Below are 18,352 nucleotides of genomic sequence, written 5' to 3'. Positions count from 1 at the left end.
ACCGACGCGACCGCGCAGCCCCGGAGGAGACGGGAGAACATGTCCGCCTGCGTTCCCACCCCCACCACCGACCCGGACTCGAACCGGACGGAGCGTGACCACCGACCGCACAGCCCGCCGGAGGGCCCGCGTCGCCGGTTCCACGTCTCGGCCGCCGATCTGTCCGCCTCCATCGCGGTCTTCCTGATCGCCCTCCCCCTGTCCCTGGGCATCGCCCTCGCCACGGGCGCACCGCTCCAGGCCGGCCTCGTCGCGGCCGCCGTCGGCGGACTCGTGGCCGGACGCCTCGGCGGATCCCCCCTCCAGGTCAGCGGCCCCGCCGCCGGTCTCACGGTGGTCACCGCCGACCTCATCCACCAGTACGGCTGGCGCACCACCTGCGCCATCACCGTCTTCGCGGGCATCGCCCAACTGGGCCTGGCCCATCTGCGCGTGGCCCGCTCGGCGCTCGCCGTCAGTCCCGCGATCGTGCACGGCATGCTCGCCGGCATCGGCGTCACCATCGCCGTCGCCCAGCTCCACATCGTGCTCGGCGGCACCCCGCAGAGCTCCGTCAGCGCCAACCTCGGGGCCCTGCCCGCCCAGTTGGCACACCTGCACCCCGCCGCCGTCTCCGTGAGCGTCCTCACCCTCGTCCTGCTGCTCGCCTGGCCCCGACTCCCCGGCTCGGTCGGACGGCAACTGCGCACGATCCCGGCCGCCCTGGTCGCCGTCGCCGGTGCCACGGCCGCCGCCGCGCTCGCCGCGTTGAGCCTGCCCAAGGTCGATTTGCCGTCCTGGCGCAGCCACGCCCTGGCCGGCGTGCCCGACGGACCGGCGCTCGGCCTCGTCGCGGCCGTCCTCACCACCACGCTCGTGTGCAGCGTGCAGTCCCTGCTCGGCGCTGTCGCCATGGACAAACTGGCGGCCGGACGAACCGACGTACGGCGCTCCGACCTCGACCGCGAACTGCGCGGCCAGGGCGCGGCCAACGTCGTCTCCGGCGCCCTCGGCGGCCTGCCGATCGCCGGCGTCGCCGTCCGCAGCACGGCCAACGTCCGGGCCGGCGCCACCAGCCGGAACTCCACGATGCTGCACGGCGTCTGGGTGATGGCGGCCACCCTGCTCCTGGTGCCCGTCCTGGAGCTGATCCCCCTCGCCTCACTCGCCGCGCTGGTGATGGCCGTCGGGGTCCAGATGGTGTCCCTGCACCACATCCGCACGGTCACCCGCCACCGGGAGGTGCTGGTCTACGCCGTCACCACCCTCGGCGTCGTCGTCTTCGGTGTCCTGGAGGGCGTCGCGCTCGGTATCGCCGTGGCCGTCGGCGTCGCCCTGCACCGCCTCACGCGCACCCGCATCACCCACGACGAGCGGGACGGCGTCCATCACGTCCATGTGCGCGGCCAGTTGACGTTCCTCGCGGTGCCCCGCCTCAGCCGCGCCCTGCACCAGGTCCCCGCGGGCGCCGCCACCGTGGTGGAGCTGGACGGGTCGTTCATGGACCACGCGGCGTACGAGTCGCTGCAGGACTGGCAGCACGCGCACCACGCGCGGGGCGGCTCCGTGGAGATCACCGGCCGCGCCGGCACCCGGATCGCCGAGCCCGCGAGCACCACGGCGGGCTGTCGCTGCCGGCCCTGGACGCCCTGGCGCAACCACCAGTGCGAGGCCCCGGACACCCCGACCGCGGGCACACCGCAGGAGGAGGCGGCCGAAGGCCCGAGGGGTCATCAACTGGCGCGCGGCATCAGCGCGTTCCAGCGCAACACGGCCCCCCTGGTCCGCGGGGAGCTGGCCCGGCTGGCGCGCGAGGGGCAGCAGCCCTCGCAGCTCTTCCTGACCTGCGCGGATTCCCGGCTCGTCACGTCGATGATCACCTCCAGCGGCCCCGGCGACCTCTTCGTCGTCCGCAATGTCGGAAACCTCGTGCCGCTGCCCGGCGAGGAGAGCGGCGACGACTCGGTGGCGGCGGCCATCGAGTACGCGGTGGACGTGCTGAAGGTACGGTCCATCACGGTCTGCGGGCACTCGGGCTGCGGCGCGATGCAGGCCCTGCTCAAGGCCGATCCGCACGGCGTCCAGACACCCCTCAAGCGCTGGCTGCGGCACGGCCGGCCCAGCCTGGAGCGCGCCACCGACAAGAACCGGCCCTGGGCCCGGCTCGCGGGCCGCGAGCCCGCCGACGCCGTCGAGCAGCTGTGCCTGACCAACATCATCCAGCAGCTGGAGCACCTGAGAGCCCACGAATCCGTCGCCCGCGCCCTGCGAGAGGGGGCGCTCGAACTGCACGGCATGTACTTCCACGTGGGTGAGGCACAGGCCTACCTGCTCACGGAAGCGGCGCCGGAGAGCGGAGTCTTCGATCAGGTCACCGGCGCGGTGGACCCGGCCGAGCCCAACGGGACGGTCCTGTACGACACTCGCGCGTGAACCGATGTCCGTCGGGGTCCGTGGGAACGGGTGGCGTCCTGGCCGCACGGCCACCCGCCCACAGGTCTAAACCAATCCGACGAAGGCCCTTGTCATCGGGGGTCCGGGTCTGATGAGCTGTGGCCTGGGACACAACGGTCGCCCCCCGGCAAAGCACCGCAAGGGAGATGTCGTGAGCAACGAAAGCCTGGCCAACCTCTTGAAGGAGGAGCGACGCTTCGCGCCGCCCGCTGACCTGGCCGAGAACGCCAACGTCACGGCCGAGGCGTACGAACGGGCCAGGGCTGACAGGCTCGGCTTCTGGGCGGCTCAGGTCCGGCGGCTGACCTGGGCCAAGGAGCCGACCGAGACGCTGAACTGGTCGAACCCGCCGTTCGCCAAGTGGTTCGAGGACGGCGAGCTCAACGTCGCGTACAACTGCGTCGACCGGCATGTCGAGGCCGGCAACGGCGACCGGGTCGCCATCCACTTCGAGGGCGAGCCGGGTGACAGCCGTGCCCTCACCTACGCCGAACTCAAGGACGAGGTGAGCAAGGCGGCCAACGCCCTGCTGGAGTTGGGCGTCCAGGCGGGCGACCGGGTCGCGGTCTACATGCCGATGATCCCGGAGACGGCCGTGGCGATGCTCGCCTGCGCCCGGATCGGCGCCGCGCACTCCGTCGTGTTCGGCGGCTTCTCGGCGGACGCGCTCGCGACCCGTATCCAGGACGCCGACGCGAAGGTGGTCATCACCGCCGACGGCGGCTACCGGCGCGGCAAGCCGTCCGCGCTGAAGCCCGCCGTGGACGACGCGGCCGACCGGGCCGGCAATGTCGAGCACGTCCTCGTCGTCCGCCGCACCGGCCAGGACGTCGCGTGGAACGACTCCCGCGACGTGTGGTGGCACGAGATCGTCGACCGCCAGAGCAGCGAGCACACGCCGCAGCCCTTCGGCGCCGAGCACCCGCTGTTCATCCTGTACACGTCCGGCACGACCGGTAAGCCCAAGGGCATCCTGCACACCTCCGGCGGCTACCTCACGCAGACGTCGTACACCCACCACGCCGTCTTCGACCTCAAGCCGGAGACGGACGTGTACTGGTGCACGGCCGACGTCGGCTGGGTCACCGGCCACTCGTACATCGTCTACGGACCGCTGGCGAACGGAGCGACGCAGGTCATGTACGAGGGCACGCCGGACACCCCGCACCAGGGGCGGTTCTGGGAGATCGTGCAGAAATACGGGGTGACGATCCTCTACACGGCGCCCACGGCCATCCGTACGTTCATGAAGTGGGGCGACGACATCCCCGCGAAGTTCGACCTGTCCTCGCTGCGCGTGCTCGGCTCCGTCGGTGAGCCCATCAACCCCGAGGCGTGGATCTGGTACCGCAAGCACATCGGGGCCGACGCGACGCCGATCGTGGACACCTGGTGGCAGACCGAGACCGGCGCGATGATGATCTCGCCACTGCCGGGAGTGACGTCGACCAAGCCGGGATCCGCGCAGACGCCGCTGCCGGGCATCTGCGCGACGGTCGTCGACGACGAGGCGAACGAGGTGCCCGACGGCGGCGGTGGCTATCTCGTCCTCACCGAGCCGTGGCCGTCCATGCTGCGCACCATCTGGGGCGACGACCAGCGGTTCCTCGACACGTACTGGTCGCGCTTCGAGGGCAAGTACTTCGCCGGTGACGGGGCGAAGAAGGACGACGACGGGGACATCTGGCTCCTCGGCCGCGTCGACGACGTGATGCTCGTGTCCGGCCACAACATCTCGACGACCGAGGTGGAGTCCGCGCTCGTCTCGCACCCGTCCGTGGCCGAGGCCGCCGTGGTCGGCGCGGCCGACGAGACCACAGGTCAGGCGATCGTGGCGTTCGTGATCCTGCGCGGCACGGCGAACGCCGAGGACGAGAGCCTCGTCGCCGACCTGCGCAACCACGTCGGCGCCACCCTCGGCCCGATCGCCAAGCCGAAGCGGATCCTGCCGGTGCAGGAGCTGCCGAAGACCCGCTCCGGGAAGATCATGCGGCGACTGCTGCGCGATGTGGCGGAGAACCGCCAGCTCGGCGACGTCACGACGCTGACCGACTCCACGGTCATGGACCTCATCCAGGCCAAGCTGCCGGCGGCGCCCAGCGAGGACTGACGCGTCACGTAAGGCCTCGAGGGGCACCCGGCCACAAGCGCGCCGGGTGCCCCTTGGCTAAGCTCAAGAACAGGTGTGCCGGGAAGTCTGGTCGGCGAGTGTTCCGTGCTGTCCACCGACCGGAGGTCCCGACCGTGGCCGCGTCCCGCACCACCCCCACCCGCAAGGTCTTCGGCCGGCTCTCCCTGCCGGAACGGACCTTCTTGGCGGACGCGCTGCGCACGGAGACCGTCGGCGGTGTCCTGCTGCTCCTGGCCTCCATCACCGCGCTGGTCTGGGTCAACGTCCCCGCGCTGCGCGACAGCTACGAGAGCGTCAGCCAGTTCCACTTCGGCCCCGAAACCCTCGGCCTCGACCTGTCCGTGGCGCACTGGGCGGCCGACGGGCTCCTCGCGATCTTCTTCTTCGTCGCCGGCATCGAACTCAAGCGGGAACTGGTCGCGGGTGACCTCAAGGACCCCAGGACGGCCGCGCTGCCCGTGGTCGCCGCGCTGTGCGGCATGGCCGTACCGGCGCTCGTCTACACGCTCACCAACCTCTCCGGCGGCGGCTCGCTGGCCGGCTGGGCCGTGCCCACGGCCACCGACATCGCCTTCGCGCTGGCCGTGCTCGCCGTCATCGGCACCTCCCTGCCGAACGCGCTGCGGGCCTTCCTGCTCACCCTCGCCGTCGTCGACGACCTGTGCGCCATCCTGATCATCGCGGTGTTCTTCACCGACGACCTGAACTTCGCCGCGCTCGGCGGCGCCGTCGCCGCGCTCGCCGTCTTCTGGCTGCTGCTGAGGAAGGGCGTACGCGGGTGGTACGTGTACGTCCCGCTCGCGCTCGTCGTCTGGGCGCTGATGTACAACAGCGGCGTGCACGCCACGATCGCCGGGGTCGCGATGGGGCTGATGCTGCGCTGCAGCCGGCGCGAAGGGGAGGACCGCTCCCCCGGCGAGCACATCGAGCATCTGGTGCGCCCCCTGTCGGCGGGTCTGGCGGTGCCGCTGTTCGCCCTGTTCAGCGCGGGTGTCGCGGTGTCGGGCGATGCGCTGGCGAAGGTGTTCACGCAGCCGGAGACGCTCGGGGTGGTGCTCGGGCTGGTGGTCGGCAAGGCGGTCGGGATCTTCGGCGGGACCTGGCTGACCGCCCGCTTCACCCGGGCCTCGCTCTCCGACGACCTGTCCTGGCCGGACGTCTTCGCGGTGGCCTCCCTCGCCGGGATCGGCTTCACCGTGTCGCTGCTCATCGGTGAACTGGCCTTCGAGGGCGATCGGGCGCTCACCGAGGGCGTCAAGGCCGCCGTCCTCAGCGGTTCGCTCGTCGCGGCGGTCCTGGCGACCGTCCTGTTGAAGCTGCGGAACGCCAAGTACCAGGCGCTGTGGGCCGCCGAGGAGCGCGACGACGACCTCGACGGCATCCCCGACATCTACGAACAGGACGACCCGGCGTACCACCTGCGCATGGCGGAGATCTACGAACGCAAGGCCGCCGAACATCGCAGGCTTGCCGAAGTGGCGGGCGGGGCAGGCGTCGGCGACGACGGTCCGGCATGATCTGACAGGACCGAAGACAGGACCGTACAAACGCATATGAGGGAGACCCCGATGAGCGCACCCGACGGCAGCCCGGTCGGAGCCGAACGCAGCGTCGGCCAGCTGGTCGCCTCGGCGACGGCCGAGATGTCCGCGCTGGTGCACGACGAGATCGCGCTGGCCAAGGCCCAGCTCAGGCAGGACGTCAAGCGAGGAGTCATCGGCGGCGGGGCGTTCACCGCGGCCGGCGCGGTACTGATCTTCTCCCTGCCGATGCTGAGTTTCGCCCTGGCGTACGGCATCCGCACCTGGAGCGAGTGGAACCTGGCGATCTGCTTCCTGCTCTCGTTCGCGGCGAACGTCGTGGTCGCCCTCGTGCTGACGCTCGTCGGCGTCGTCTTCTCCAAGAAGGCCAAGAAGGGCCAGGGCCCGCAGAAGGTCGCCGCGTCCATGAAGGAGACGGCGGGCGTGCTGCAGAACGCCAAGCCGCACCCCCGTCGGACCGCCCCGGCCGACGGCGCCGTCGAGGCTGTGGCACGCTCGTCGTCATGACCGACCCCGCGACCACCCCGGCCGCCCCCTCGAATCAGCCCGCGTCTCCCGTACGGCTCGACGTGCCCGGCGCCAAGGAGCTGATCCACCGGGACGTGGCCGCCAACGGCGCGCGCTTCCACATCGCCGAGGTGGGCGACGGGCCGCTGGTGCTGCTGCTGCACGGCTTCCCGCAGTTCTGGTGGACCTGGCGGCACCAGATGGTCTCGCTCGCCGAGGCCGGGTTCCGGGCCGTGGCCATGGACCTGCGCGGAGTCGGCGGCAGCGACCGCACCCCCCGGGGTTACGACCCGGCGAACCTCGCCCTCGACATCACCGGTGTCGTCCGGTCCCTCGGCGAGCCCGATGCCGCGCTGGTCGGCCACGACCTGGGCGGCTATCTGGCGTGGACGGCGGCCGTGATGCGCCCCAAGCTCGTACGACGGCTCGCGGTCTCCTCGATGCCGCACCCGCGGCGCTGGCGCTCGGCCATGCTCTCCGACGTCAAGCAGACCTCCGCGGGCTCCTACATCTGGGGCTTCCAACGGCCCTGGATCCCCGAGCGACAGCTCACCGCCGACGACGGTGCCCTGGTCGGCAGGCTGATCCGGGACTGGTCCGGGCCACGGCTGCCCGACGACGAGGCCGTGGAGGCGTACCAGCGGGCGATGTGCATCCCGTCGACCGCGCACTGCTCGATCGAGCCGTACCGGTGGATGGTGCGGTCCATGGCTCGTCCGGACGGCATCCAGTTCAACCGCCGGATGAAGCGGCCGGTCCGGGTGCCCACGCTCCATCTGCACGGTTCGCTCGACCCGGTGATGCGCACGCGCAGTGCGGCCGGCTCCGGGGAGTACGTCGAAGCGCCGTACCGTTGGCGGCTGTTCGACGGTCTGGGACACTTCCCGCACGAGGAGGACCCGGTGGCGTTCTCCACGGAGCTCATCAACTGGCTGAAGGACCCCGAGCCCGACCGGTGAGTCGGCCAGGTCGCCCGCTATCCGAACGTGAACACCTGTTCCACGAACAGCCACTTGCCCGGCGCATAGGCCAATTGGGGGGCGTGGGGGCGGTTATCGACCTTGGGGCGGGGGCACACGTCGGGGTATGGGCTGGACGCACGACTACAGTGACGCCGCACGCAACCGCCGCTCGGCCTCGGGCCTGAGCTCGCACCAGAGGGGCGGCCCGCAACTGCAGGGCACCGATCCCCGACTGGGCATTCCGCGCATCCTGCGCCGCCGGGCCCGCTGGGTCTCGGCCCGCCTGCGCCATCCCCGTCCCTGACCTGTACGGGCGATCCCCGACCGGGGCGACCCGCACAGGACCTCACACCTCACACCACCACCGGCCCCGCCCGGCCTCAGAGCGCGCAGCTGTCGCTGTCCACCTGCTGGTTGGCCGTACGGCCCTTGGCGATGTCCTCCTCCACCTCGTCCGCGGTGAGGGCGTAGCCCGTCTCCGAGTCGTCGAGGGACTTAGCGAAGACCACGCCGTAGACCTTGCCGTCGGTCGTGAGCAGCGGACCGCCGGAGTTGCCCTGGCGGACGGTCGCGTAGAGCGAGTAGACGTCACGGTGGACGGTGCCGCGCTTGTAGATGTCGGCGCCGTTGGCCGTGATGCGACCGCGCACGCGCGCGGGGCGGATGTCGTACGCGCCGTTCTCCGGGAAGCCAGCGACGATCGCGTCGTCGCTGCTGACAGCGTCCTTGGTGGTGAACTTCAGCGCGGGCGCCTTGAGGCCGGGCACGTCCAGGACGGCGATGTCGCGCTCCCAGTCGTAGAGGACGACCTTGGCGTCGTACTTGCGGCCCTCGCCGCCGATCTGGACGGTGGGTTCGTCGACTCCGCCGACCACGTGCGCGTTGGTCATCACCCGGCGCTCGCCGAAGACGAAACCGGTGCCTTCCAGGACCTTGCCGCAACTCTGGGCCGTGCCCATGACCTTGACGATGGATCGCTTGGCGCGCTGGGCGGCCGGACTGCTCGCGAGCGCGGGGTCGGGGGGCTGCACCTCGGTGATCGGCTCGTTCGAGAACGGGCTGAAGACCTGTGGGAAGCCGTTCTGCGTGAGGACGGAGGAGAAGTCCGCGAACCAGGTGTCGGCCTGGGTGGGCAGGGCACCGGCCACGCCCTGGAGCACCTTGGAGTTGCGGACCTCCTTGCCGAGCGTGGGCAGGGTGGTCCCGGCGAGTGCGGAACCGATCAGCCAGGCGACCAGGAGCATCGCGACGACGTTGACGAGGGCGCCGCCGGTGGCGTCCAGGGCGCGGGCCGGGGACCAGGTGATGTAGCGGCGCAGTTTGTTGCCGAGGTGGGTGGTCAGGGCCTGGCCCACGGAGGCGCAGACGATCACGATGACCACCGCGACGACCGCGGCGGCCGTGCTGACCTCGGAGTTGTCGGTCATCCAGTCCCAGATGAAGGGCAGGGCGTACACCGCGACGAGACCGCCGCCGAGGAAGCCGATCACCGAGAGGATGCCGACGACGAAGCCCTGTCGATAGCCCACGATCGCGAACCAGACGGCGGCGACCAGCAACAGGATGTCCAGCACGTTCACCGCTTCAAGCCTCGCCTCGTCACTACGCGATCCCTACAGGCCGACCGGGGGACCGGTCCGCCGCGCGGCGACAGGGGGACGCGACAGGTCCCAAAAGACGCAGCACGGCAGACACCCTGTCATGCGCGCCAGTCGAGCGGGACCTGCTTCTCGCGGTCCCAGGGGCGCTCCCAGCCCGAGTAGTGCAGCAGACGGTCGATCACTCCGGCCGTGAAACCCCACACCAAGGCCGATTCGACCAGAAATGCCGGACCTGCGTAGCCGCGGGGGTGCACGGCGGTGGCTCTGTTGGCGGGATCCGTGAGATCCGCCACGGGAACGGTGAAGACGCGGGCCGTCTCGTTCGGATCGACGACCCGGACCGGGGTGGGGCGGCGCCACCAGCCCAGGACGGGGGTCACCACGAAGCCGCTGACCGGGATGTAGAGCTTGGGCAGCACACCGAAGAGCTGGACGCCGGCGGGGTCGAGACCGGTCTCCTCCTCGGCCTCGCGCAGGGCGGCCCGCAGCGGGCCGTCGGTCCCCGGGTCGCCGTCCTCGGGGTCGAGGGCGCCGCCCGGGAAGGACGGCTGGCCCGCGTGCGATCTGAGCGAACCGGCGCGCTCCATGAGCAGCAGCTCGGGTCCGTCCGGGCCGTCGCCGAACAGGATCAGGACCGCCGACTGGCGGCCCGAGCCGTTCTCCGGCGGCAGGAAGCGGCTGAGCTGCAGCGGCTCGACCGTCTCGGCGGCACGCACCACCGGGTCCAGCCAGGGGGGCAGGCCCGCCTTGTCCAAGGCGACGTGTCCGGCCCACGCGGGGTGCCGCCCCGTCTGGTGCCCGTTGTCGGTGTCCGTGCCGCCGTCCGTCCGGCTCGCGCGTGTCATAGCCACCCCCGTCGTTGTTCCGGTCCCAACGCCCGGAGGGCCGCTGATCGTTCCACTTGGGCCCCACGTCCCTCTTGTGGGTGGCGGAAGGCAGGGCGACGTGCGCCGGAGGAGCTGTCGGTGGCCATGTCCGGGCGCTCGGTGTGGGCCGTCATCCGGCGGCTCCGAGCGGCGGCGCCGGAATGCCGCCCGCGTCCAGGTAGGACTGCGGCGGCTTCAGGCGCTGACCGGGGAAGCCGCCCTTCTCGTACTTCAGGAGCTTCCTGGCCTTCTCCGGATCGGTCTCCCCCTCACCGAACGCCGGGCAGAGCGGCGCGATGGGGCAGGCGCCGCAGGCCGGTTTGCGGGCGTGGCAGATGCGGCGGCCGTGGAAGATCACGTGGTGCGACAGCATCGTCCAGTCGCTCTTCGGGAAGAGCGCGCCGATGGCCGCCTCGATCTTGTCCGGGTCGGTCGCCTCGGTCCAGCGCCAGCGCCGCACGAGCCGTTGGAAGTGGGTGTCGACGGTGATGCCGGGGCGGCCGAACGCGTTGCCCAGCACGACGAAGGCGGTCTTGCGGCCGACGCCCGGCAGCTTGACCAGGTCTTCGAGACGGCCGGGGACCTCACCGCCGTGGTTCTCCACCAGGGCCTTGGAAAGCCCCATCACCGACTTCGTCTTGGCGCGGAAGAACCCGCAGGGCCGCAGGATCTCCTCGACCTCCTGCGGGTCGGCCGCGGCCAGGTCCTCGGGGGTGGGGTACTTCGCGAACAGCGCCGGTGTCGTCTGGTTGACCCGCAGGTCGGTCGTCTGGGCGGACAGGACCGTCGCCACGATCAGCTGAAAGGGGTTCTCGAAGTCCAGCTCCGGGTGCGCGTACGGGTACACCTCGGCGAGCTCGCGGTTGATGCGGCGGGCACGGCGGACGAGGGCGGTCCGGGACTCGGGCTTGGCCGCCGAGGCCTTTCTCCGAGCCGGGGCCGCTCCCTGCGCCGCGACGGTTCCCTGTGCTCCGGCGGTCCCCTGCGCCGCGGCTGTCTTCTTCACCGCCGCCTTCTTCACCGACGCCGTCTTCCGGGCGGTGGCCTTCTTCGCCGGGGCCGACTCGCTCACCGGGGCCGACTCGCTCACCGGGGCCGGTCGGCCAGCCGGGGCCGGCTTGCTCGCCGAGGCTGCTTCCGCCGGGGCCGTGGTCTCTCGGGCGGAGTTCTCCGCCGCTGATGGATCGGACACCTTCGTCGCCTTTGCCGTTTTGTTCGCTCCCGTGGGGCTCTGTTCGCCCACAGCGGAATCGCGCCGTACAACCACGCGCCCAGCCCCCTCGGCCTGTGCTCTCACCGGCGATTTGGACACCCGGCCAGCCTAAAGCCCGGCACCGACATCCGCCCCGGGCCCAGAAGATCGGCCCCCAATTGGACCCCTGACGCTTACCCCGGGACATGTGTGCGGCATCCTTGTGACAGATCACACTGTTTGGACCGTCCGGCAAGATGGGGAACACGGTCCCCTGGTAGTACGGGGAGCAAGATCCCCTGAGCAGGTCGACAAGGAGAGAACTCGTGGACGACGTTCTGCGGCGCGCCCCGCTCTTCGCGGCGCTCGATGACGAGCAGGCCGCGGAGCTCCGCGCCTCCATGAGTGAGGTGACCCTCGCGCGCGGTGACGCTCTCTTCCACGAGGGTGACCCGGGAGACCGCCTCTACGTGGTCACCGAGGGCAAGGTGAAGCTGCACCGCGCCTCGCCCGACGGCCGCGAGAACATGCTGGCCGTGCTCGGCCCCGGCGAACTGATCGGCGAGCTGTCGCTGTTCGACCCGGGTCCGCGGACGGCGACGGCCACCGCGCTGACCGAGGTCAAGCTGCTGGGCCTCGGCCACGGCGACCTCCAGCCCTGGCTGAACGCGCGGCCCGAGGTGGCGGCGGCGCTGCTGCGCGCGGTCGCCCGGCGACTGCGCAAGACCAACGACCAGATGTCCGACCTTGTGTTCTCGGACGTGCCCGGGCGGGTCGCTCGCGCGCTGCTTGACCTCTCCCGCCGGTTCGGCGTGCAGTCGGAGGAAGGCATCCATGTGGTGCACGACCTCACGCAGGAGGAGCTGGCGCAGCTCGTGGGCGCGTCCCGCGAGACCGTGAACAAGGCTCTGGCGGACTTCGCGCAGCGCGGATGGCTGCGCCTGGAGGCTCGCGCGGTGATCCTGCTGGACGTGGAGCGGCTGGCCAAGCGCTCTCGCTGACGCAGGGCTCGTCTTTCGATGGGGTTCGTCTCGTTCTCGAGGCGGGCCCCATCGCTCTGTGCCGCCCTGGACGCGCCTGGAAGGGGCTTCTGGGGCACGAGAGGGGCCTGAGGTCGGGTGGCCACCCCGAGCGTCCGAAAAGCCCGGAGACGGACACTCAAGCCCAAAGTCGGTCAGGGCTCGCCGTCGGACCCGCCTCGAAGCGGTCAGATCAGACCGTGTTCGGTCAGGTACTCCAGCTGTGCCCGTACGGAGAGTTCCGCGGCGGGCCACAGGGAGCGGTCGACGTCCGCGTAGACGTGGGCGACGACGTCGCCGGGGCTGCGGTGACCGTTCTCGACGGCCGTCTCCACCTGGGCCAGCCGGTGGGCGCGGTGGGCCAGATAGAACTCGACGGCACCCTGGGCGTCCTCCAGGACGGGGCCGTGACCGGGGAGGACGGTGTGGACGCCGTCGTCGACCGTGAGGGACCTGAGGCGGCGCAGCGAGTCGAGATAGTCGCCGAGGCGGCCGTCGGGGTGCGCCACGACCGTCGTGCCGCGGCCCAGGACGGTGTCACCGGTCAGGACGGCCCGGTCCGCCGGGATGTGGAAGCAGAGCGAGTCGGCGGTGTGGCCGGGGGTGGGGACGACCCGGAGCTCCAGGCCGCCGACCGAGACGACGTCGCCCGCGCCCAGTCCTTCGTCGCCGAGCCGCAGCGCCGGGTCCAGGGCTCGTACGTTCGTGCCGGTCAGCTCGGCGAAGCGGGCAGCGCCCTCCGCGTGGTCGGGGTGCCCGTGGGTGAGCAGGGTCAGCGCGACGCGACGGCCGGCCTTCTCCGCCGTGGCGACGACGTTGCGCAGATGAGCGTCGTCCAGGGGACCGGGGTCGATCACGACGGCGAGGTCGGAGTCCGGTTCGGAGACGATCCAGGTGTTGGTGCCGTCCAGCGTCATCACGGAGGCGTTCGGCGCGAGCACGTTGACGGCGCGGGCGGTGGCAGGGCCGGACAGGACACCGCCCCTGGGCCGGCCGGGAAGGGCTGCTGCGTCGGTCATGCGGAGGTGCCTTCCAGCGGGAGGGGAGAAGTGCGACGTTGCCGGGAGCGGGCGTGGGCGGCGCCCCGGCCCGCACACGGCGGCACAAGGCACGCGGGCACGGGCTCGGACCGACCGCTCGACGGACCCGGGCGGGCTGCGACTCCCCCGGCAAGCACGGCCGCCCGACACGGAGAGGCTGCCGCCTGTCCCGGCAAAGCCGTCGTCCGGCCCAGAAGGGCTTTCGTTCGGCACGGAAGGGCTTTCGTTCGGCCCGGGAGCGCCATCGCTCGGCCCGAAAGGACCGCCGCCCGCCCCACCGGCGCAGTCACCCTTCCCGGCGACGCAGTCGCCCCGTCCCGAAAGGCTGTCGTCGCCGTCATGTCGGGTCTCCGGCGGCCGGAACTCGTTTGGTGAACTCGTCGTGGCCCGGCCAGGAGAGGATCACGTCGTCGTTCTCCAGGCGGGCCCGGGCGAGGACGGGTGTCAGGTCGCGGGCGGGGGCGGCGGCGAGCGCGGCGGCGGCCGAGTCGTACTCCGCGAGCCGGCGCAGGGTCGCGATGGTCGGCGGCATCATCATCAGCTCGCCCTTGTCGTAGCCGTCCGCCGCGTCCCGGGGGCGGATCCACACCGTGCGGTCGGCCTCCGTGGAGGCGTTGCGGGTGCGCTGGCCCTGCGGAAGGGCGGCCACGAAGAACCAGGTGTCGTAGCGCCGGGCCTCGAACTCCGGGGTGATCCAGCGCGCCCAGGCGCCGAGGAGATCGGAGCGCAGGACCAGTCCCCGGCGCTCCAGGAACTCGGCGAAGGACAGCTCCCGGGCGGCCACCGCGGCGCGGTCCGCCTCCCAGTCGTCGCCCGTGGTGTCGTCGATCACGGTGTCGGCGCTCGGCCCGGCGAGCAGGACGCCCGCCTCCTCGTACGTCTCCCGGACGGCCGCGCAGACGATCGCCTGGGCGTCGGTCTCGTCGACGCCCAGGCGGGACGCCCACCACGTGCGCGTGGGGCCCGCCCAGCGGATCTGGTGATCGTCGTCGCGCGGGTCCACCCCGCCGCCCGGATACGCGTACGCGCCTCCGGCGAAGGCCATGGAGGCGCGTCGGCGCAGCATGTGCACGACCGGGGTGTCGGCCGTGTCCTTGAGCAGCATGACGGTGGCGGCCCGCCTGGGGGTCACCGGTGTCAGCGTGCCGGCCGCGAGTGCGCGGATGCGGTCCGGCCATTCGGCGGGATACCACTGCCCGTTTGCCATGGGCGGAGGCTAACTCGTCACGGGCTGATGTTCGAGTGAGCCTCCGTGATCCCGGCGGGCTCTAGGCCTCGGCCAGCTCCACCTGGAGCTCCACCTCGACCGGCGCGTCCAGCGGCAGGACCGCCACACCGACCGCACTGCGCGCGTGGACGCCCTTGTCGCCGAAGACGGCGCCCAGGAGTTCACTCGCGCCGTTCAGTACGGCGGGCTGGCCCGTGAAGTCGGAGGCCGAGGCCACGAAGCCGACGACCTTCACCACACGCGCGACCCGGTCCAGGTCGCCCGCCACGGACTTCACGGCGGCCAGGGCGTTCAGCGCGCAGGTACGGGCGAGTTCCTTGGCCTCCTCGGGGGTGACCTCGGCGCCGACCTTGCCGGTGACGGGCAGCTTGCCCTCCACCATGGGCAGCTGCCCGGCGGTGTAGACGTACACGCCGCTGCGCACGGCCGGCTGGTACGCGGCGAGCGGCGGGACGACCTCGGGCAGCCTCAGCCCGAGTTCCGCGAGCTTCGCTTCGACGGCGCTCACGGCTTGGGCCGCTTCAGGTAGGCCACCAGCTGCTCAGGGTTGTTCGGCCCGGGCACGACCTGGACGAGCTCCCAGCCGTCCTCGCCCCAGGTGTCCAGAATCTGCTTCGTGGCATGGACGAGCAGCGGCACGGTTGCGTATTCCCACTTGGTCATGTGGCCGACTTTATCCGCTGCCCGGCCGCCGCCCGGCACGGGTTCCGTCGCCGTCCAGGCACGGGGCGCGCGGGGGCCGACGGACGGGAGTGGCACAAGTTGTCCACAGCCTCCCGCGTATGCCGCGCGCGGACTGGTTAGGCTCGAATACGTGAGCAGGCTCCAGGTCGTCAGCGGCAAGGGCGGGACCGGAAAGACCACGGTCGCCGCCGCACTCGCGCTCGCCCTCGCGACCGAGGGGAAGCGCACCCTCCTGGTCGAGGTCGAGGGCAGGCAGGGCATCGCACAACTCTTCGAGGCAGAGGCACTGCCGTACGAGGAGCGGAAGATCGCGGTGGCTCCCGGGGGCGGGGAGGTGTACGCGCTGGCCATCGACCCCGAACTGGCCCTGTTGGACTACCTCCAGATGTTCTACAAGCTCGGCGGGGCGGGCCGGGCCCTGAAGAAGCTCGGCGCCATCGACTTCGCGACCACGATCGCGCCCGGCCTCAGGGACGTCCTCCTGACGGGCAAGGCATGCGAGGCGGTGCGGCGCAAGGAGAAGAGCGGGCGATTCACGTACGACTACGTGGTGATGGACGCGCCGCCCACCGGCCGCATCACGCGCTTCCTGAACGTCAACGACGAGGTGGCGGGCCTCGCGAAGATCGGCCCGATACACAATCAGGCCCAGGCCGTCATGCGGGTCCTGAAATCTCCCGAGACGGCCGTGCACCTGGTGACGCTGCTGGAGGAGATGCCTGTCCAGGAGACGACGGACGGCATCGCCGAGCTGCGGGCCGCGAGGCTGCCGGTGGGGCGGATCATCGTCAACATGGTGCGGCCCGAGGTGCTGGACGCGGGCGAGCTGGAGTTCGCGCGCGCGGTGCCGCGTACGGCCGTCGCCAAGTCCCTGTCCGCGGCGGGCCTGGGCGGCGCACGGCGCGGCGGCAACGCCGAGCGGCTGGTGGAGCCGCTGCTCGCGCAGGCCGAGGAGTACGCCGAGCGGTACACCCTGGAGCACGAGCAGCGGGGTGTCCTCGGGGAGCTGGGCCTGCCGCTGCACGAACTGCCGCTGCTCGCCGAGGGAATGGACCTCGCGGGCCTGTACGAACTCGCCACGGAACTGCGTCAGCAAGGGATCTCATGACTCCGGACCCGGCCGCCGAGCGCGTCGCGGCGCACGACCACGACCTGGACCCCGCCCACTCCCCCGCCCAGGCGGCGGACGGGCATCGCGTGATCGGCTCGGCCCGGCCCCTGGCCGTGGATCCCCTGCTGGACGACCCGGGGACCCGCATCGTGGTCTGCTGCGGCGCGGGCGGTGTGGGCAAGACGACCACGTCGGCGGCCCTCGGGCTGCGGGCAGCCGAGCGCGGCCGCAAGGTGGTCGTGCTCACCATCGACCCCGCCCGGCGGCTCGCCCAGTCCATGGGCATCGACTCGCTGGACAACACCCCGCGCCGGGTGAAGGGCATCGACGGTGACGGTGAACTGCACGCCATGATGCTCGACATGAAGCGCACGTTCGACGAGATCGTCGAGGCGCACGCGGACCCCGAGCGGGCCTCCGCGATCCTGAACAACCCCTTCTACCAGTCGCTCTCGGCGGGCTTCGCGGGCACGCAGGAGTACATGGCGATGGAGAAGCTGGGCCAGTTGCGGGCCCGGGACGAGTGGGACCTGATCATCGTCGACACCCCGCCGTCCCGCTCGGCGCTGGATTTCCTGGACGCGCCGAAGCGGCTGGGTTCGTTCCTCGACGGCAAGCTGATCCGGGTGCTGCTGGCGCCCGCGAAGGTCGGCGGGCGGGCGGGGATGAAGTTCCTGAACGTCGGCATGTCGATGATGACGGGCGTCCTGGGCAAGCTGCTCGGCGGTCAACTGCTCAAGGACGTCCAGACGTTCGTTGCCGCGATGGACTCCATGTTCGGCGGCTTCCGTACCCGGGCGGACGCCACGTACAAGCTGCTCCAGGCACCGGGCACGGCCTTCCTGGTGGTGGCGGCACCGGAGCGGGACGCGCTGCGTGAGGCGGCGTACTTCGTGGAACGGCTGGCAGCCGAGGACATGCCGTTGGCCGGCCTGGTGCTCAACCGCGTCCATGGCAGCGGCGCGGCTCAGCTGTCCGCCGAGCGCGCGCTCGCCGCCGCGGAAAATCTTGACGAGCCCCGCATTGTCGATCAGATGGACGGGAAAGCAGTTCGTAACTCTCCCGACACGTACGACAGTCCAGCCAGTCCAGCCAGTTCAGCCAGTTCAGAATCTCCCGCAACGACCGGTCCGCAGGACGGCTCCCCCGCCCCGGACCTGACGGTGGAACAACTCACGGCGGGCCTGCTCAGGTTGCACGCCGAGCGGATGCGTCTGCTCACGCGCGAGCAGCGCACGCGTGACCGCTTCACCGCGCTGCATCCCGAGGTGGCCGTGGCCGAGGTGGCCGCGCTGCCCGGTGATGTCCACGACCTGGCGGGGCTGCGGGACATCGGGGACCGGCTCGCGGCCATAAGGCCGGAGCTGCCCACCACCGACAACTGACCGGCCGACCTGCCGACAACTCACTGGCTGGCCTACCGACAACTGACCGGCTGCCTACCGACGACTGACCGGCCGGCCTGGTGAACTGACGGAAGGCCGAGGAGTCGTCCGCGGCCCCAAGGCCGATCCACGTCTCGGGGCACCCGAGAGCCGGCACACCTGCCCGACGCGCCGACACCTCAAGGGCGCCCTCGACCGACGTGGCCCGGAAGGGCCTCGTCCTCAGCTCACCGCCGCGTAGTTCTCGTACATCTCGTCATCGTCGAGCGGCAGAATGCCCGCGCCACGCTCGTACTCCGTGCGCGCGGTCTCCAGCAGCCTGCGCCACGACGTGACGGTCGGTCGCCTGCGCAGCAGTGCGCGGCGCTCTCGCTCCGTCATTCCTCCCCACACGCCGAACTCGACGCGGTTGTCCAACGCGTCCGCCAGGCACTCCGTCCGCACCGGGCATCCGGTGCACACCGCCTTGGCCCTGTTCTGCGCTGCTCCTTGAACGAACAGTTCATCCGGATCGGTAGTGCGGCAGGCAGCCTGCGCACTCCAGTCGGTTACCCAGCCCATACCGGCGCCGTCCTCTCCCGAATCGAGGCTCCCCCACGGCGGCAGCGGCATATTCACCGCCGCCAGTTGAGGACGTTACGGAAGGTGGGCA

General features: G+C 71.3%; 17 protein-coding genes. 9 read left to right on the top strand and 8 right to left on the bottom strand.

Translation table 11 applies throughout. From position 1 onward, the window contains the following. Window positions 1-39 precede the first annotated feature (39 nt). The 6 genes from GWK25_RS02100 to GWK25_RS43170 all read left to right on the top strand — a co-directional run bounded on the left by GWK25_RS02100 (window position 40) and on the right by GWK25_RS43170 (window position 7,878). Window positions 40-2,412 (top strand): SulP family inorganic anion transporter, encoded by a 2,373-nt coding sequence (locus tag GWK25_RS02100; protein ID WP_215448235.1) that lies wholly within the window; start codon window positions 40-42, stop codon window positions 2,410-2,412. A 172-nt stretch (window positions 2,413-2,584) separates the two neighbouring features. After that, the gene (gene acs, locus GWK25_RS02095; protein ID WP_215448234.1) at window positions 2,585-4,543 is read left to right on the top strand and encodes an acetate--CoA ligase; all 1,959 of its coding nucleotides are present in this window, start codon (window positions 2,585-2,587) and stop codon (window positions 4,541-4,543) included. A gap of 134 nt (window positions 4,544-4,677) precedes the next feature. After that, window positions 4,678-6,081: a Na+/H+ antiporter NhaA gene (gene nhaA / locus GWK25_RS02090; protein WP_215448233.1), complete on the top strand. Its 1,404-nt coding sequence runs from the start codon at window positions 4,678-4,680 to the stop codon at window positions 6,079-6,081. Window positions 6,082-6,132: 51 nt separating this feature from the next. Next, window positions 6,133-6,612 carry a phage holin family protein gene (locus GWK25_RS02085; RefSeq protein ID WP_215448232.1) on the top strand — a complete coding sequence of 160 codons (480 nt, stop codon included), beginning with the start codon at window positions 6,133-6,135 and terminating at the stop codon, window positions 6,610-6,612. Further along, entirely contained in the window at window positions 6,609-7,571 is a 963-nt protein-coding gene (locus tag GWK25_RS02080; protein WP_215448231.1) for an alpha/beta fold hydrolase, read from the top strand. Before GWK25_RS02085 ends, GWK25_RS02080 begins: the two co-directional genes overlap by 4 nt. Before the next feature lie 127 nt (window positions 7,572-7,698). Next, on the top strand, window positions 7,699-7,878 hold the full coding sequence (locus tag GWK25_RS43170; RefSeq protein ID WP_078853953.1) for a hypothetical protein: 180 nt from the start codon (window positions 7,699-7,701) through the stop codon (window positions 7,876-7,878). A 76-nt stretch (window positions 7,879-7,954) separates the two neighbouring features. On the opposite strand, the gene GWK25_RS02075 is transcribed toward GWK25_RS43170, so the two are convergent. From GWK25_RS02075 to nth, 3 genes are all read right to left on the bottom strand, one after another. After that, window positions 7,955-9,154 carry a MarP family serine protease gene (locus GWK25_RS02075; RefSeq protein ID WP_184905343.1) on the bottom strand — a complete coding sequence of 400 codons (1,200 nt, stop codon included), beginning with the start codon at window positions 9,152-9,154 and terminating at the stop codon, window positions 7,955-7,957. 119 nt (window positions 9,155-9,273) lie between these two features. Beyond that, window positions 9,274-10,020, bottom strand: a complete 747-nt coding sequence (locus GWK25_RS02070) for a CoA pyrophosphatase (RefSeq protein ID WP_251828662.1) — start codon at window positions 10,018-10,020, stop codon at window positions 9,274-9,276. Between the two features lie 151 nt (window positions 10,021-10,171). Beyond that, complete coding sequence (gene nth / locus GWK25_RS02065; protein ID WP_215448230.1) at window positions 10,172-11,233, bottom strand: endonuclease III; 1,062 nt, start codon at window positions 11,231-11,233, stop codon at window positions 10,172-10,174. A gap of 326 nt (window positions 11,234-11,559) precedes the next feature. Between nth and GWK25_RS02060 the strand changes: the two genes are divergently transcribed. Further along, window positions 11,560-12,234 carry a Crp/Fnr family transcriptional regulator gene (locus GWK25_RS02060; protein ID WP_005476003.1) on the top strand — a complete coding sequence of 225 codons (675 nt, stop codon included), beginning with the start codon at window positions 11,560-11,562 and terminating at the stop codon, window positions 12,232-12,234. Between the two features lie 206 nt (window positions 12,235-12,440). Here GWK25_RS02060 and GWK25_RS02055 read toward each other — a convergent pair whose 3' ends face one another. The 4 genes from GWK25_RS02055 to GWK25_RS02040 form a co-directional block, all read right to left on the bottom strand. Then, on the bottom strand, window positions 12,441-13,271 hold the full coding sequence (locus tag GWK25_RS02055) for an MBL fold metallo-hydrolase (RefSeq protein ID WP_215448229.1): 831 nt from the start codon (window positions 13,269-13,271) through the stop codon (window positions 12,441-12,443). A gap of 358 nt (window positions 13,272-13,629) precedes the next feature. Then, on the bottom strand, window positions 13,630-14,499 hold the full coding sequence (locus tag GWK25_RS02050; protein WP_215448228.1) for an NUDIX hydrolase: 870 nt from the start codon (window positions 14,497-14,499) through the stop codon (window positions 13,630-13,632). Window positions 14,500-14,560: 61 nt separating this feature from the next. Next, a complete protein-coding gene (locus tag GWK25_RS02045) occupies window positions 14,561-15,028 on the bottom strand; it encodes a RidA family protein (protein WP_184905352.1) in 468 nt (155 codons plus the stop codon). Beyond that, window positions 15,025-15,183, bottom strand: a complete 159-nt coding sequence (locus tag GWK25_RS02040) for a DUF4177 domain-containing protein (RefSeq protein ID WP_086785308.1) — start codon at window positions 15,181-15,183, stop codon at window positions 15,025-15,027. Before GWK25_RS02040 ends, GWK25_RS02045 begins: the two co-directional genes overlap by 4 nt. Window positions 15,184-15,334: 151 nt before the next feature. Here GWK25_RS02040 and GWK25_RS02035 point away from each other — a divergent pair, with 151 nt between their 5' ends. Both GWK25_RS02035 and GWK25_RS02030 read left to right on the top strand, forming a co-directional pair. After that, window positions 15,335-16,312 carry an ArsA-related P-loop ATPase gene (locus tag GWK25_RS02035; protein ID WP_215448227.1) on the top strand — a complete coding sequence of 326 codons (978 nt, stop codon included), beginning with the start codon at window positions 15,335-15,337 and terminating at the stop codon, window positions 16,310-16,312. Then, on the top strand, window positions 16,309-17,700 hold the full coding sequence (locus tag GWK25_RS02030; RefSeq protein WP_215448226.1) for an ArsA family ATPase: 1,392 nt from the start codon (window positions 16,309-16,311) through the stop codon (window positions 17,698-17,700). Before GWK25_RS02035 ends, GWK25_RS02030 begins: the two co-directional genes overlap by 4 nt. A 222-nt stretch (window positions 17,701-17,922) precedes the next feature. Here the strand turns inward: GWK25_RS02030 and wblA are convergent, their stop codons facing one another. Next, window positions 17,923-18,261 (bottom strand): transcriptional regulator WblA, encoded by a 339-nt coding sequence (wblA, locus tag GWK25_RS02025; RefSeq protein WP_033524587.1) that lies wholly within the window; start codon window positions 18,259-18,261, stop codon window positions 17,923-17,925. Window positions 18,262-18,352: the final 91 nt, after the last annotated feature.

This window comes from Streptomyces sp. ATCC 21386 (assembly GCF_018728545.1).
Classification (GTDB): domain Bacteria; phylum Actinomycetota; class Actinomycetes; order Streptomycetales; family Streptomycetaceae; genus Streptomyces.
Note: the sequence above shows the minus strand (reverse complement) of the source record. Positions and strands in the feature narration are given on the sequence as shown.

Bases quoted from the DNA above. Each gene is read 5' to 3' on its own strand.
- GWK25_RS02100 (WP_215448235.1), top strand. From the start codon at position 40: ATGTCCGCCTGCGTTCCCACCCCCACCACCGACCCGGACTCGAACCGG.
- GWK25_RS02085 (WP_215448232.1), top strand. From the start codon at position 6,133: ATGAGCGCACCCGACGGCAGCCCGGTCGGAGCCGAACGCAGCGTCGGC.
- GWK25_RS02080 (WP_215448231.1), top strand. From the start codon at position 6,609: ATGACCGACCCCGCGACCACCCCGGCCGCCCCCTCGAATCAGCCCGCG.
- GWK25_RS43170 (WP_078853953.1), top strand. From the start codon at position 7,699: ATGGGCTGGACGCACGACTACAGTGACGCCGCACGCAACCGCCGCTCG.
- GWK25_RS02070 (WP_251828662.1), bottom strand. From the start codon at position 10,020: ATGACACGCGCGAGCCGGACGGACGGCGGCACGGACACCGACAACGGG.
- GWK25_RS02055 (WP_215448229.1), bottom strand. From the start codon at position 13,271: ATGACCGACGCAGCAGCCCTTCCCGGCCGGCCCAGGGGCGGTGTCCTG.
- GWK25_RS02050 (WP_215448228.1), bottom strand. From the start codon at position 14,499: ATGGCAAACGGGCAGTGGTATCCCGCCGAATGGCCGGACCGCATCCGC.
- GWK25_RS02040 (WP_086785308.1), bottom strand. From the start codon at position 15,183: ATGACCAAGTGGGAATACGCAACCGTGCCGCTGCTCGTCCATGCCACG.
- GWK25_RS02030 (WP_215448226.1), top strand. From the start codon at position 16,309: ATGACTCCGGACCCGGCCGCCGAGCGCGTCGCGGCGCACGACCACGAC.
- wblA (WP_033524587.1), bottom strand. From the start codon at position 18,261: ATGGGCTGGGTAACCGACTGGAGTGCGCAGGCTGCCTGCCGCACTACC.